Annotated in this window: 12 protein-coding genes and 7 tRNA genes; 2 read left to right on the top strand and 17 right to left on the bottom strand. The window is 55.6% G+C overall.

Annotated features, from left to right (window positions below):
- Window positions 1-198: 198 nt before the first annotated feature.
- Entirely contained in the window at window positions 199-681 is a 483-nt protein-coding gene (locus tag BMW97_RS08015; RefSeq protein WP_023617134.1) for a zinc ribbon-containing protein, read from the top strand.
- A gap of 135 nt (window positions 682-816) precedes the next feature.
- Here BMW97_RS08015 and rihA read toward each other — a convergent pair whose 3' ends face one another.
- From rihA to miaB, 10 genes are all read right to left on the bottom strand, one after another.
- On the bottom strand, window positions 817-1,758 hold the full coding sequence (rihA, locus tag BMW97_RS08010; RefSeq protein WP_045909588.1) for a pyrimidine-specific ribonucleoside hydrolase RihA: 942 nt from the start codon (window positions 1,756-1,758) through the stop codon (window positions 817-819).
- A gap of 120 nt (window positions 1,759-1,878) precedes the next feature.
- On the bottom strand, window positions 1,879-2,604 hold the full coding sequence (locus tag BMW97_RS08005) for an amino acid ABC transporter ATP-binding protein (protein ID WP_045909587.1): 726 nt from the start codon (window positions 2,602-2,604) through the stop codon (window positions 1,879-1,881).
- Window positions 2,601-3,278, bottom strand: coding sequence for a glutamate/aspartate ABC transporter permease GltK (gltK, locus tag BMW97_RS08000; RefSeq protein ID WP_008501047.1), 678 nt, complete (start codon window positions 3,276-3,278; stop codon window positions 2,601-2,603). The genes BMW97_RS08005 and gltK overlap by 4 nt, the downstream gene beginning before the upstream one ends.
- Complete coding sequence (gltJ, locus tag BMW97_RS07995) at window positions 3,278-4,018, bottom strand: glutamate/aspartate ABC transporter permease GltJ (protein ID WP_008501048.1); 741 nt, start codon at window positions 4,016-4,018, stop codon at window positions 3,278-3,280. The genes gltK and gltJ overlap by 1 nt, the downstream gene beginning before the upstream one ends.
- Before the next feature lie 155 nt (window positions 4,019-4,173).
- The gene (locus tag BMW97_RS07990; RefSeq protein WP_008501049.1) at window positions 4,174-5,079 is read right to left on the bottom strand and encodes an amino acid ABC transporter substrate-binding protein; all 906 of its coding nucleotides are present in this window, start codon (window positions 5,077-5,079) and stop codon (window positions 4,174-4,176) included.
- Window positions 5,080-5,488: 409 nt separating this feature from the next.
- Window positions 5,489-7,027, bottom strand: coding sequence for an apolipoprotein N-acyltransferase (gene lnt, locus BMW97_RS07985; protein WP_045909586.1), 1,539 nt, complete (start codon window positions 7,025-7,027; stop codon window positions 5,489-5,491).
- 5 nt (window positions 7,028-7,032) lie between these two features.
- Entirely contained in the window at window positions 7,033-7,911 is an 879-nt protein-coding gene (gene corC, locus BMW97_RS07980) for a CNNM family magnesium/cobalt transport protein CorC (RefSeq protein ID WP_021242574.1), read from the bottom strand.
- Window positions 7,912-8,000: 89 nt separating this feature from the next.
- Complete coding sequence (gene ybeY, locus BMW97_RS07975; RefSeq protein WP_008501052.1) at window positions 8,001-8,468, bottom strand: rRNA maturation RNase YbeY; 468 nt, start codon at window positions 8,466-8,468, stop codon at window positions 8,001-8,003.
- Entirely contained in the window at window positions 8,465-9,511 is a 1,047-nt protein-coding gene (locus tag BMW97_RS07970) for a PhoH family protein (protein ID WP_008501053.1), read from the bottom strand. The genes ybeY and BMW97_RS07970 overlap by 4 nt, the downstream gene beginning before the upstream one ends.
- A 164-nt stretch (window positions 9,512-9,675) precedes the next feature.
- Window positions 9,676-11,100 (bottom strand): tRNA (N6-isopentenyl adenosine(37)-C2)-methylthiotransferase MiaB, encoded by a 1,425-nt coding sequence (gene miaB / locus BMW97_RS07965; RefSeq protein WP_045909585.1) that lies wholly within the window; start codon window positions 11,098-11,100, stop codon window positions 9,676-9,678.
- Window positions 11,101-11,235: 135 nt separating this feature from the next.
- On the opposite strand from miaB, the gene ubiF reads away from it, so the two are divergent.
- Window positions 11,236-12,411: a 3-demethoxyubiquinol 3-hydroxylase gene (ubiF, locus tag BMW97_RS07960; protein WP_045909584.1), complete on the top strand. Its 1,176-nt coding sequence runs from the start codon at window positions 11,236-11,238 to the stop codon at window positions 12,409-12,411.
- A gap of 119 nt (window positions 12,412-12,530) precedes the next feature.
- Here the strand turns inward: ubiF and BMW97_RS07955 are convergent.
- The 7 genes from BMW97_RS07955 to BMW97_RS07925 form a co-directional block, all read right to left on the bottom strand.
- Window positions 12,531-12,605 (bottom strand) — tRNA-Gln (locus BMW97_RS07955).
- A gap of 37 nt (window positions 12,606-12,642) precedes the next feature.
- Window positions 12,643-12,717: transfer RNA gene (locus BMW97_RS07950), tRNA-Gln, on the bottom strand.
- A 42-nt stretch (window positions 12,718-12,759) separates the two neighbouring features.
- Window positions 12,760-12,836: transfer RNA gene (locus BMW97_RS07945), tRNA-Met, on the bottom strand.
- Between the two features lie 17 nt (window positions 12,837-12,853).
- Window positions 12,854-12,928 (bottom strand) — tRNA-Gln (locus BMW97_RS07940).
- A 32-nt stretch (window positions 12,929-12,960) separates the two neighbouring features.
- A tRNA-Gln gene (locus BMW97_RS07935) sits at window positions 12,961-13,035 on the bottom strand.
- 23 nt (window positions 13,036-13,058) lie between these two features.
- A tRNA-Leu gene (locus BMW97_RS07930) sits at window positions 13,059-13,143 on the bottom strand.
- 8 nt (window positions 13,144-13,151) lie between these two features.
- Window positions 13,152-13,228 (bottom strand) — tRNA-Met (locus BMW97_RS07925).
- Window positions 13,229-13,402 lie beyond the last annotated feature (174 nt).

Below are 13,402 nucleotides of genomic sequence, written 5' to 3'. Positions count from 1 at the left end.
GTTTTCAATACAGCTACAAATGTAGCCAATGGATGTGGTAATTCAGATCCGCATAGCATAGCCCAAACGCCCGCGTCAAAACAGCCTTTCGCACAAATGCGCTTTGCAGGAATTTACCGGGTCTGTGCTTCACCTGACAAAGCGGCGATGAAATAAGGTCTATTATTAGAAATAGTTACTTACCCGGGAGGCAAAATGATGAACAAGGTTGCTCAATTTTACCGCGAACTGGTGGCGACACTGACGGAACGGCTGCGTAACGGCGAGCGCGATATCGATGCGCTGGTGGAGCAGGCGCGTGCCCGCGTGTCGCAAACGGGTGAGTTAACGCGAACCGAAGTGGAAGAGGTGACGCGTGCCGTGCGTCGCGATCTGGAAGAGTTCGCGCGCAGCTACCAGGAGAGCCAGGAGGAGGTCACGGACAGCGTTTTCATGCGGGTGATCAAAGAGAGCCTGTGGCAGGAGCTGGCCGATATCACGGATAAAACGCAGCTGGAGTGGCGTGAAGTCTTTCAGGATTTGAACCACCACGGTGTGTACCACAGCGGTGAGGTGGTCGGGCTGGGAAATCTGGTGTGCGAGAATTGCCACCACCATATTGCGGTGTATACGCCGGAGGTCCTGTCGCTGTGTCCGAAATGCGGCCACGATCAGTTCCAGCGTCGTCCGTTTGAGCCCTAGGTAAAAGCGCAGGTTTGCGCCCTCTCCCACAGGGAGAGGGCATCAGGCCGCACAAGGTAAAAGCAAAACGGCAACCATGTTGCCGTTTTTAGTGTGTGCTCCCTCTCCCCGTGGGAGAGGGCCGGGGTGAGGGCATCAGGCCGCACTATAGTAAGCCAGCCTCTCCGCCAGCAAATCCACAAACGCCTCACGGTCAATATCCACCATCACCGTGGTATTCGGCTTATTTCCCGTCAGCGAGTAGTAGTCCACCACCGTCATCCCCTGGGTGTATTTCCCCTGAGTTTCGACGCCAACCCACCTGTGGACGGTGGTAAACATCTCCGGCTTTAATAGCCAGGCAATGGTGCATGGATCGTGCAGCGGCGCGCCGTGGAATCCCCATTTCTCGGCTTTGTGATACTCCATAAAGAAGTCGAGCAGCTCAGCCACGGTTGTCGCGACCGGATTACCCACGGCACGGAAGCGCTCAATGTCGTCAGCCATAATCTGCGCGCGATGGGTCACGTCCAGCCCCGCCATCACGACGGGCAAACCGGACTGGAAGACGATCTCCGCCGCTTCCGGGTCGACAAAAATGTTGAATTCTGCGGACGGCGTCCAGTTTCCTAGACCCATGGCCCCGCCCATGATGACGATACGGGCGATTTTGCTGTGCAGTTCAGGGTGGCTGTTCAGCAGCAGCGCGACGTTGGTTTGCGGTCCGGTAGCCACCAGCGTCACGGGTTCCGCGCTTTCGCGCAGCACCTTCGCCATCAGCTCCACGGCGGTGCAGTTTTGCGGCGTGAAGCCCGGCTCAGGCAGTGCCGGACCGTCCAGCCCGCTTTCACCATGCACGTTATCCGCGATAATTAACTCATGCATCAGGGGCTTGAGGGCGCCACCGGCGACGGGAATATCGGTGCGCCCGAGCAGCGTCAGCATGCGCAAAACGTTACGCAGGGTTTTATCCGGCGTCTGGTTTCCGGCGGAAGAGGTGACGGCTTTGACGTCGAGTTCAGGGGAGGCAAGTGCAAGAACGAGCGCGATCGCGTCATCATGACCCGGATCGCAATCGAAAATGATGGGTTGTGCCATAGCGTTCTCCATTCATAGCGTTATTTTGTGACAAGGTTAACGCTGCAATGTGACGCCGAATAGATAAAGAGAGCTAAAGCGTGAAGCAGTGCGCAATCCGCAGATTGCGCACCGAGAAGATTAGTGCAGGATTTTGGCGAGGAAATCTTTCGCACGTTCGGATTTCGGGTTGGCGAAGAACTCCTCTTTCGGGGAATCTTCGACAATTTTCCCTTCGTCCATAAAGATCACGCGGTTGGCCACCTTACGGGCGAAGCCCATTTCGTGGGTCACCACCATCATGGTCATCCCTTCGTGCGCCAGTTCGACCATCACGTCCAGCACTTCGTTGATCATCTCCGGATCGAGCGCCGACGTTGGCTCATCAAACAGCATGGCAACCGGATCCATGCACAGCGCGCGGGCGATCGCCACACGCTGCTGTTGGCCGCCGGAAAGCTGCGCCGGGAACTTATCGGCATGCGCAGAGAGGCCAACGCGTTCCAGGAGCTTCAGGCCTTTCTCGCGCGACGCTTTTTTATCACGCTTGAGCACTTTCACCTGGGCCAGCGTCAGGTTCTCAATAATGGAGAGGTGAGGGAACAGCTCAAAATGCTGGAACACCATGCCAACGTGAGAGCGAAGCTGGGCAAGATTGGTTTTCTTGTCGTTGACTTTGGTACCGTTGACGACGATCTCGCCCTGCTGGACCAGCTCCAGACCATTGACGGTTTTGATCAGCGTCGATTTACCGGAACCAGACGGTCCGCACACCACTACCACGTCGCCTTTTTTCACTTCGGTGGAGCAGTCGGTCAGCACCTGAAAGTGCCCATACCATTTAGAAACATTTTTCAGGGAAATCATTGTACCGTCCTTTTCTTCAGCCAGCTGACCAACAGCGACGCGCTTAAACTAATCACAAAATAGACCGCACCCGCAAAGAGCACCATCTCAACCTGCGTACCATCACGCTCACCGATGGTTGACGCGGTACGGAAGAAGTCTGCCAGGCTCAGCACGTAGACCAGAGAGGTATCCTGGAACAGCACGATACCCTGGGTCAGCAGGAGCGGAACCATGGCGCGAAACGCCTGCGGCAGAATAATGAGCTGCATGGACTGCCAGTGCGTCATCCCCAGCGCCAGCGCGGCACTGGATTGCCCGCGGGAGATACTCTGAATGCCCGCACGGATAATCTCCGAGTAGTAAGCGGCCTCAAACATCGAGAACGCCACCATCGCCGAGATCAGACGGATATCGGTTTTCGGCGACAGCCCCAGTACGTTTTGCAGGAAGCCGGGCACGATCAGGTAAAACCACAGCAGCACCATTACCAGCGGGATGGAGCGGAACACGTTAACGTAGGCGGTCGCGAACCAGGCGAGCGGCTTAAAGCTCGACAGGCGCATGACGGCCAGCAGGGTGCCCCAGACGATACCGACAATAATGGCAATAACGGTGATTTTTAAGGTAATCATCAGTCCATCAAGCAGATAAGGCATGGATGGAACGATAGAACTCCAGTCAAATTCGTACATTATTTGCCCCCCATGTTGCCCGGCAGGCGAATTTTGCGTTCAACCAGGTTCATCACCAGCATGATGAAAGCGTTAATCAGAACGTACGCGAGCGTGATCGCGGTGAAGGATTCCCACGCGTGAGCGGAGTAATCCAGCAGCTTGCCCGCCTGTGCAGCCATATCGACCAGGCCGATGGTTGAGGCGATGGCCGAGTTTTTCACCAGGTTCATCATCTCGGAGGTCATCGGCGGAACGATGACGCGGTAGGCGTTAGGCAGCAGCACGTAGCGGTAGGTTTGTGGCAGGGTTAATCCCATCGCCAGACCCGCATTTTTTTGTCCACGGGGTAATGACTGAATGGCGGCACGAACCTGCTCGCAAACGCGCGCAGCGGTAAACAGCCCCAGACACATCATGGAGGAGACAAAGAACTGCACATTCGGATCCAGTTCCGACTTGAACCACATGCCAATATTTTCCGGCAGCAGTTCCGGGATAACCAGATACCAGGTAAAGAATTGCACGATCAGCGGAACGTTACGGAACAGTTCCACATAGAGGGTGCCAAGCGTTGAAAGAAAACGGTTAGGGACGGTGCGCAGAATACCGAACAGAGAACCGACAAGAAACGCGATGATCCACGCCGTTATCGATAATGCCACGGTGACCTGAAAGCCGCTCCACAGCCAGCCAAGATAGGTGGTGTTGCCGAACGGGGCTTGTTGCAGAAATATGCCCCAGTTCCAGTCGATTGACATAATAAACTCCAGAAAAAAAAGGGTAGCAGCGCTACCCTCGAAGATTGGTGAGAAGCTCATTTTTCGCGCTGAGTGGGGAACGACCACTCAACGTATAGTCTGTCCATGCTTCCCGACAATCGAGAGGGCAGGAGATCCCGCCCCTGTTGTTCTAATTAGTTAAGAGCCTTGTCATTTGGAGATTTGAACAGCGCTTTCATGTCGTCAGACAGTTCAAAATTCATGTTCAGGTTTTTAGGTGGAATCGGGTTCTTGAACCATTTGTCGAACCATTTTTCCGCTTCGCCGGAGGTCTGCACCTGAGCGATGGTGTCATCGATCAGCTTTTTGAACTGCGGATCGTCTTTACGCAGCATACAGCCGTAGGCTTCTTTCGACTGCGCGGTGCCGACGATATCCCAGTTGTCAGGTTTCTTCGCTTTCGCACGCTCGCCCGCCAGCAGGGCATCATCCATCATAAACGCGACGGCACGGCCGCTTTCCAGGGTACGGAAGGAGTCGCCATGGTCTTTCGCGCTGATGATGCGCATATCCATTTTCTTCTCGTCGTTCAGCTTGTGCAGCAGCACTTCAGACGTGGTACCGGAGGTGACAACGACCGCTTTGCCTTTCAGGTCAGCGAAGTCTTTAATCTCACCGCCTTTCTTCGTCAGCAGGCGGGTGCCTACAACAAAGATGGTGTCAGAGAAGGCTGCCTGCTTCTGACGCTCGAGGTTGTTGGTGGTGGAGCCACACTCGAAATCAAAGGTGCCGTTTTGCAGCAGTGGAATACGGTTCTGTGAAGTGATTGGGATCAGCTTCACCTGCAGGTCAGGTTTGTTCAGCTTTTTCTTCACGGCTTCAACGATAGCGTTGGAGTAATCCTGTGAATAACCCACGACTTTTTGCGTGTTGTCGTAGTAAGAGAACGGGACAGAAGATTCACGGTGGCCGACCACGATGACGCCGTTTTTGGCAATCTTGTCGAGAGTGCTGCCTGCTGCTGGCGCATCTTCAGCGTGAACCACGCCTGCAGACATTCCCATAACCAGCATTGCTGTGGCCAGTTTACGTAATTGCATACCCAACTCCTTTCTTATCAGCGCCAGAGACGCATTGATACCCATTGTGATGTTGTTATATCTCGCGCAATGCGAGTGCAGTGTTATGCAAGCTTGTTAACATTTAGTCTGGCTTAATGTAAAGATTTTGCTGCGTTATTGTTTATTTTTGCGAAGCGCGCCGCACCATTCAGAGGCAAATATCTCCCGTTGCACCGTTTCGGTGCTACCGATGATCTACGCTGGTGCGACAAAGTTGCACGTTAAGCCAAACGGCGTTTACCTGAATAAACAAAGCAATAGGCGTGCCAGAATTGGAGTCTGGAGGGAATTGTCGGGTGGCGGCTGCGCCTTACCCGACCTACGGGAACGGAAATGTTGAAGGTAGGCCGGGTAAGGCGTAGCCGCCACCCGGCAACAGAAGGGAAGGTTATTTACGACGCTGGCGCAGGCTCATCAGCACCGCGCCAAAGCCGAACAGCGCGGTCAGGATCCACAGCGGCCAGTTGCCGGTACGGGCGTATGGCGTCAGCCCCGTGGTTGGGGTGACGTGAGTGGTTAGTACCTCACGGGTGAACTGTGGGATCATGGCCTGGATTTCACCCTGCGGGCCAATCACGGCGGTGATACCGTTGTTGGTGCTGCGCAGTAACGGACGCGCCAGCTCCAGGGAGCGCATGCGTGCCATCTGGAAGTGCTGCCACGGGCCGATTGACTTACCAAACCAGGCATCGTTAGAGATGGTCAGCAGATAGTCCGTATCCGGACGGAAGTTATCGCGCACCTGCTCGCCGAGGATGATTTCGTAGCAGATGGCCGCCGTCAGGGCAACGCCGTGCGCGTGCAGCTGAGGCTGAACGTACGGGCCGCGGCTAAAGGAGGACATCGGCAGATCGAAGAACGGGGCCAGCGGGCGCAGAATCGACTCCAGCGGCACAAATTCACCAAACGGCACCAGGTGGTTCTTGTTGTACCGGTCAGTGGAGTGGTAGCTGTATTCGCTGTCTTTGCCGAGCGTAATGATGGTGTTGTAAGTGTCGTAGCGGTTCTGCTGATTCAGACGCGCATCGACAATCCCGGTGATCAGCGTGCTGCCACGCGAGAGCAGCAGGTCGTTCATCATGTTGAGGAATGGCTGCTGGTTGATCTCCAGATCGGGAATGGCAGACTCCGGCCAGATAATCAGCTGCGATTTACCCATCACCTCTTCGGTGGCGTTAGCGTAGATCTTCAGCGTATTCAGCAGCTCTTTCTCGTCCCACTTCATGGACTGCGGGATGTTCCCCTGAACCATGGAAACCTGCATAGCGCGCGCGGGCTCAGGCGTGAACCACTGGATATAGCGCAGTGGGAAGGGAAGAGCGAACAGCACCAGCGCCACAGCTAGCGGCTTCCAGCCGCGCGTGACCAGCGTCAGGACCAACAGGCCGCTGACCACCATGAGCAGGAAGTTAATGGCCTCAACGCCCATGACCGGCGCCAGGCCTTTGAGCGGGCCGTCAATCTGACTGTAGCCGAACTGCAGCCACGGGAAGCCGGTCAGCACCCAGCCGCGCAGGAATTCCGTGATTTGCCAGACTACCGGTGCGGCAATGGCGACGCGCAGCCAGCTGGTTTTGGGCCACAGGCGAGAAAGGATGCCGGCGAACAGACCGGTATAAAGCGAGAGATAGGCGGCGAGCAGTACCACCAGGAAGACGTTAACCGGGCCCGGCATACCGCCAAACTGGGCGATGCTGACGTAGACCCAGTTAATACCTGAGCCAAACAGCCCCAGTCCCCAGAAGTAGCCGATAGCAGCAGCCTGTACCGGACGACGATTCAGGGTCAGACCCTGAAGCCCCATCAGGGAGAGAATGGCCGCAGGCCAGATGTCGTAAGGAGAAAAAGCCAGCGTACCGCTGGCTCCGAGTAACAGCGCCAGCAGCAAACGGACGCGCTGGCGTTCAAGCAATGGGGCAAATGCCATTTACATTAATCTTCCAGTTTTGGCACCGGTGAGTCGTCCGGCGTTCTGACATGAACCTGTATAATACGTCGGCTGTCGGCCATGGCTACTTTGAACTGGTAACCGTCGATGTCAACGGTCTCACCGCGCGCCGGGAGATGGCCAAAGGCCTGCATCACCAGCCCGCCAATGGTATCGACCTCTTCATCGCTGAAGTGGGTCCCGAAGGCGTCATTGAAGTCCTCAATGGAGGCCAGCGCACGCACGGTCCAGGTGTGGCGGCTGAGCTGACGGAAGTCGATATCCTCTTCTTCGTCATACTCGTCTTCGATTTCGCCCACGATCAGCTCAAGGATATCCTCGATCGTGACCAGACCGGAGACGCCACCAAATTCATCAATAACAATCGCCATGTGGTAACGCTGAGAGCGAAACTCTTTCAGCATCCGATCCACACGTTTACTTTCCGGCACAACCACGGCCTGGCGTAACACTTTTTCCATGCTGAAGGCTTCGGCATCGCTGCGCATAAACGGCAGCAGATCTTTCGCCATCAAAATCCCTTCGATGTGATCTTTGTCTTCGCTGATGACCGGGAAACGCGAGTGGGCGGATTCGATGATCACATCGAGGCACTCGTCCAGGGTCTGGTTACGTTTCAGGGTGATCATCTGCGAGCGGGGGATCATGATATCGCGAACGCGCTGGTCGGCGATGTCCATAACCCCTTCGAGCATTTCGCGCGTATCTTCGTCGATAAGGTCGTTCTGCCCGGAATCACGAATCAGCTCCAGCAGTTCATCACGGTTTTTGGGTTCGCCGTGGAAAAGCTGGTTCAGAATGAGGGAGAAAAATCCCTTTTTACTGGTTGTCGTGTCGCTACTGTGTGAATTGTCGTCGCTCATGGCGTTTGTTAAGGGTTCTCTTGTTAGTTCAACGTTTACCGCCACGCGATGTCCTTTCGTGGCGGCAGGTGAGTCAGTCAGGTGACGGACTATTCTTTCTCGGCAATGTACGGATCCTCATAGCCCAGAGCAAGCATTATCTCTGTCTCGAGGGACTCCATCTCTTCCGCTTCGTCGTCTTCGATATGATCGTAGCCGAGCAGATGCAGGCTGCCGTGTACCACCATGTGCGCCCAGTGGGCTTCAAGGGGTTTCTGCTGCTCTTTGGCTTCCTGTTCAACCACCTGACGGCAGATGATCAGATCGCCCAACAGCGGCATCTCGATGCCCGGTGGGGCTTCGAACGGGAAAGAGAGCACGTTGGTCGGCTTATCTTTCCCGCGATAGGTCAGGTTAAGCTCATGGCTTTCTGCTTCATCCACCAGGCGAATCGTGACTTCTGATTCTTCCTGAAACTGCGGGATAACGGCATCCAGCCATTTCTGAAACTGTGCCTCATCTGGCATGCCGGAATTGTCTTCACAGGCCAGCTGTAAATCGAGGATCACCTGACTCATTTCTGTTCTTGCTCCTGCGCTTCGCGCTTACGTTCTGCGGCCAGTTCGGCCTTACGCTTCTGATCCGCCTCTTCCCAGGCTTCATAAGCGTTAACGATACGCGCGACCACCGGGTGGCGTACCACGTCTTCACTGTGGAAGAAGTTAAAGCTGATTTCGTCGACCTCGGCCAGTACCTCGATGGCGTGGCGCAGGCCCGATTTGGTGCTGCGCGGCAGGTCAATCTGGGTGACGTCGCCGGTAATCACCGCTTTCGAGTTAAAGCCAATACGCGTCAGGAACATCTTCATCTGTTCGATGGTGGTGTTCTGGCTCTCATCGAGAATGATGAACGCATCGTTCAGCGTGCGGCCGCGCATGTAGGCGAGCGGGGCCACTTCGATAACGTTACGCTCAATGAGCTTCTCGACCTTCTCAAAGCCCAGCATTTCGAACAGCGCATCGTATAAAGGACGCAGATACGGATCGACCTTCTGGCTCAGATCGCCTGGCAGGAAGCCCAGTTTTTCACCGGCCTCAACGGCAGGGCGGGTCAGCAGGATACGTCGGATCTCCTGACGCTCCAGCGCATCGACCGCTGCGGCAACGGCAAGATAGGTTTTACCCGTACCCGCCGGCCCCACGCCGAAGGTGATGTCGTGGTCGAGAATATTGGCGATGTACTGCGCCTGGTTTGGCGTACGCGGCTTGATGACGCCACGCTTGGTCTTAATGTTGATCGCCTTGCCATAGTCCGGCACGCTCTCCGCGCTCTGCTCAAGCACGCGCGCCTCTTTAATGGCGAGGTGAATCTGCTCCGGTTCGATATCCTGAATTTCGCCGCGCATGGGGGAGGTGTCGACATACAGGCTACGCAGAATGTCCGCAGCGGCGTTGACGCAGATAGGGCGTCCGGTGAGTTTGAAATGATTATCGCGACGATTGATTTCGATACCCAGACGTCGCTCCAGTTGTTTGATGTTGTCATCAAACGGCCCGCACAGGCTCAGCAGGCGAGCGTTGTCTGCTGGCTCAAGGCTAATTTCACGCGTATCTATGTTCAAACTGTTCCTCTTTGATTGATTAACTGACCCGCTGCCACACGGCGCAATAAAACGGTCATTACCGAAATTATTCACGCCACAGAATAAAGGCGCAAGCGTTGCGGAAGATATTGGGGGCGATGAGAGGAAATACAAGGCCTGCCAAAAGAGGCAGGCCTGAAGGATTAGGGCTGGTAAATCCCAACGCCAGAATCGTTTTCTTTGCGGGTACGCGAGATCACGGATTGCGGTGACTCTGCGATACGCAGGCCCATTTCGTCTTCGGTGCGGACGACCTTCGCGCGCAGCGAGTTGGTCAGCACTTCGACAATCTCGACGTCCACAAATTTACCGATCATATCCGGGGTGCCTTCAAAGTTCACCACGCGGTTATTTTCGGTACGACCAGAGAGTTCCATAATGCTCTTGCGGGAAGTACCTTCCACCAGAATGCGCTGAACGGTGCCGAGCATGCGGCGGCTCCAGGCGTTGGCCTGCTGGTTGATACGCTCCTGCAGAATATACAGACGCTGCTTTTTCTCTTCTTCCGGCACATCGTCAACCATATCGGCCGCCGGTGTTCCAGGACGCGCGGAGAAGATGAAGCTGTAGCTGACGTCAAAGTTCACTTCGCCGATGAGCTTCATGGTGCGCTCGAAGTCATCAGCGGTTTCGCCAGGGAAGCCGACGATAAAGTCAGAGCTAATCTGGATATCCGGACGCGCTTCACGCAGCTTGCGGATGGTGGATTTATACTCCAGCACCGTATGCGGGCGGCCCATCAGGTTCAGCACGCGGTCCGAGCCGCACTGGATCGGCAGGTGCAGGAAGCTCACCAGCTCTGGCGTATCGCGATAGACGTCAATAATGTCGTCGGTAAATTCCATCGGATGGCTGGTGGTAAAGCGAATGCGGTCGATGCCGTCAATTGCGGCCACCAGACGCAGCAGCTCGGCAAAGCTGCCGGTCGTGCCGTCGTAGTTCTCACCGCGCCAGGCGTTAACGTTCTGGCCCAGCAGGTTCACTTCGCGCACACCCTGCGCGGCAAGCTGCGCGATTTCAAACAGAATGTCATCTGCCGGGCGGCTGACCTCTTCACCACGGGTGTACGGCACCACGCAGTATGTGCAGTATTTGTTGCAACCTTCCATGATGGAGACGAAGGCGGTCGGGCCATCGGCACGTGGCTCAGGCAGACGGTCAAATTTTTCGATTTCCGGGAAGCTGACGTCAACGACCGGGCTACGGTTACCGCGGACCTGATTGATCATCTCAGGCAGACGGTGCAGGGTCTGAGGGCCAAAGACAATGTCCACATACGGGGCTCTCTGGCGGATCAGCTTGCCTTCCTGCGACGCGACGCAGCCGCCCACGCCGATGATCAGGTCCGGATTTTTTCGTTTAAGAAGTTTCCAGCGGCCTAACACGTGAAAGACTTTTTCCTGCGCTTTTTCACGAATTGAACAGGTGTTCAGCAGCAGCACATCGGCTTCTTTCGCATTTTCAGTCAGCTGGTATCCGTGGGTGGTATCCAGCAGATCGGCCATCTTGGATGAATCGTATTCGTTCATCTGACAGCCCCAGGTTTTTATATGGAGTTTTTTAGTCATCGACTTGCTCAGCTCAGGATTGCAAGCCGCGTATTGTAATGCTTTGGTGGGGTTGTGACCAGTATGAAGGTTGTGTGTCTCAGGACCGCAAAAATCCGGTAAACTTAAGGGATTCTCCAATAAGGAAAATTGACCATGACACTCCAACACACCGAAGTTGCCGTTGTCGGCGGCGGTATGGTCGGCGGCGCGCTGGCGCTGGGGCTGGCGCAGCAGGGATTTGAGGTAACGGTAATCGAACAGGCGGCTCCGCCAGCCTACGATCCCGCCAGTAAACCGGATGTGCGCATTTCCGCTATCAGCGCGTCGTCCGTCGATCTGCTGCGCGGGCTGGGCGTCTGGGAGACGGTGCTGGCGATGCGCGCCCATCCTTACAGCCGTCTTGAAACCTGGGAATGGGAAAATGCCCACGTCGCGTTTGATGCCGCGGAGCTGAAGCTGCCGCGCCTGGGCTATATGGTGGAAAACAACGTGCTCCAGCTGGCGCTCTGGCAGGCGCTGGAGGCGCACCCGAAGGTGACGCTGCGCGTTCCTGCGTCGCTTAAGGCGCTGCATCCTCACGAGAGCGGCTATCTACTGACGCTCGACAGCGGCGATGAGCTGTCCGTGAAGCTGGTCATCGGGGCGGATGGCGCTAACTCGCAGGTCAGACAGATGGCGGGGATCGGGGTTCATGCCTGGCAGTATGAACAGTCCTGTATGCTGATTACCGCCAGGTGCGAGAATGCGCCGGGTGAAAGCACCTGGCAGCACTTTACGCCGAACGGCCCGCACGCCTTTTTACCGCTCTTCGATAACTGGGCGTCGCTGGTGTGGTATGACAAACCGGCGCGCATTCGCCAGCTGCAGGGAATGAACATGGAACAGCTGCAGCGCGAAATTCTGCTGCACTTCCCGAGCCGTCTGGGACACGTCACGCCGGTCGCCGCCGGGGCGTTCCCGCTTACGCGCCGTCATGCGTTGCAGTATGCCCGCGAAGGCTTAGCGCTGGTGGGGGATGCGGCACACACCATTCATCCGCTGGCCGGGCAGGGCGTGAACCTGGGGTATCGTGACGTCGATGCCTTACTGGATGTGCTGGGCAGCGCCCGCGGACACGCGGAAAACTGGGCCAGCCATCAGGTGCTGAAGCGTTATCAGACGCGGCGTATGGCGGATAACTTCCTCATGCAGTCGGGAATGGATCTGTTCTATGCCGGGTTTAGCAATGACGTAGCCCCGGTGCGTATTCTGCGTAACATAGGCCTGATGGCAGCGGAACGCGCCGGTGGCCTGAAGCGTCAGGCCCTGAAGTACGCTCTCGGACTTTAATCTTTGCTCCGACTTTACCCTCGCCCCTTTGGGGAGAGGGTAAGGGTGAGGGGGAATCAGGCCGCACAATTTTGTACAAAAACAAAAAAGCCCGCAGAGCGGGCTTTTTTGTTACTAAGTGGCTGGGGTGCAGGGATTCGAACCCCGGAATGCTGGTATCAGAAACCAGAGCCTTACCGCTTGGCGACACCCCAATTGCGTTAAACAAGCTGCTTAACGACTTTTTTAAATTGGCTGGGGTACGAGGATTCGAACCTCGGAATGCCGGAATCAGAATCCGGTGCCTTACCGCTTGGCGATACCCCAACAATTTTTTTTCATTACCGAACAACATCGATAATCTAAATTTGGTGGCTACGACGGGATTCGAACCTGTGACCCCATCATTATGAGTGATGTGCTCTAACCAACTGAGCTACGTAGCCAGTACTGCAATCTTCGATGGCTGGGGTACCTGGATTCGAACCAGGGAATGCCGGTATCAAAAACCGGTGCCTTACCGCTTGGCGATACCCCAATACCGCGGAGAACCGCAAAATCGAAGAAATATGGCTGGGGTACCTGGATTCGAACCAGGGAATGCCGGTATCAAAAACCGGTGCCTTACCGCTTGGCGATACCCCATCCGTGCAACGCTTACCCGGGAATGGTGCGGGAGGCGAGACTTGAACTCGCACACCTTGCGGCGCCAGAACCTAAATCTGGTGCGTCTACCAATTTCGCCACTCCCGCAAAAAAGATGGTGGCTACGACGGGATTCGAACCTGTGACCCCATCATTATGAGTGATGTGCTCTAACCAACTGAGCTACGTAGCCATCTTTTTTCGCGTTACCTTATCGGCGTTGCGGGGCGCATTATGCGTATAGACCCTTGCAGCGTCAACACCTTTTTCAACGAAAATAGCCGGAATGTGACTGTTTGGTTAGGTTGCGAACAGCGTGACCGAATATTCGGCAATTATTGGTTATTAATCGGTTTTAGCTGTGCAA

Origin of the sequence: Enterobacter sp. NFIX58 (assembly GCF_900110475.1) — a bacterium.
Lineage (GTDB): Bacteria > Pseudomonadota > Gammaproteobacteria > Enterobacterales > Enterobacteriaceae > Enterobacter > Enterobacter quasiroggenkampii.
The sequence above is the reverse complement of the archived record's forward strand: the minus strand, read 5'-3'. Positions and strand labels throughout refer to the sequence as shown.

Coding starts and splice junctions, on each gene's coding strand:
- rihA (WP_045909588.1), bottom strand. CDS start 1,758: ATGGCACAACCCATCATTTTCGATTGCGATCCGGGTCATGATGACGCG.
- ubiF (WP_045909584.1), top strand. CDS start 11,236: ATGACACTCCAACACACCGAAGTTGCCGTTGTCGGCGGCGGTATGGTC.
- corC (WP_021242574.1), bottom strand. CDS start 7,911: ATGAGCGACGACAATTCACACAGTAGCGACACGACAACCAGTAAAAAG.
- BMW97_RS08005 (WP_045909587.1), bottom strand. CDS start 2,604: ATGATTTCCCTGAAAAATGTTTCTAAATGGTATGGGCACTTTCAGGTG.
- ybeY (WP_008501052.1), bottom strand. CDS start 8,468: ATGAGTCAGGTGATCCTCGATTTACAGCTGGCCTGTGAAGACAATTCC.
- lnt (WP_045909586.1), bottom strand. CDS start 7,027: ATGGCATTTGCCCCATTGCTTGAACGCCAGCGCGTCCGTTTGCTGCTG.
- BMW97_RS07990 (WP_008501049.1), bottom strand. CDS start 5,079: ATGCAATTACGTAAACTGGCCACAGCAATGCTGGTTATGGGAATGTCT.
- miaB (WP_045909585.1), bottom strand. CDS start 11,100: ATGACTAAAAAACTCCATATAAAAACCTGGGGCTGTCAGATGAACGAA.
- BMW97_RS08015 (WP_023617134.1), top strand. CDS start 199: ATGAACAAGGTTGCTCAATTTTACCGCGAACTGGTGGCGACACTGACG.
- gltK (WP_008501047.1), bottom strand. CDS start 3,278: ATGTACGAATTTGACTGGAGTTCTATCGTTCCATCCATGCCTTATCTG.
- gltJ (WP_008501048.1), bottom strand. CDS start 4,018: ATGTCAATCGACTGGAACTGGGGCATATTTCTGCAACAAGCCCCGTTC.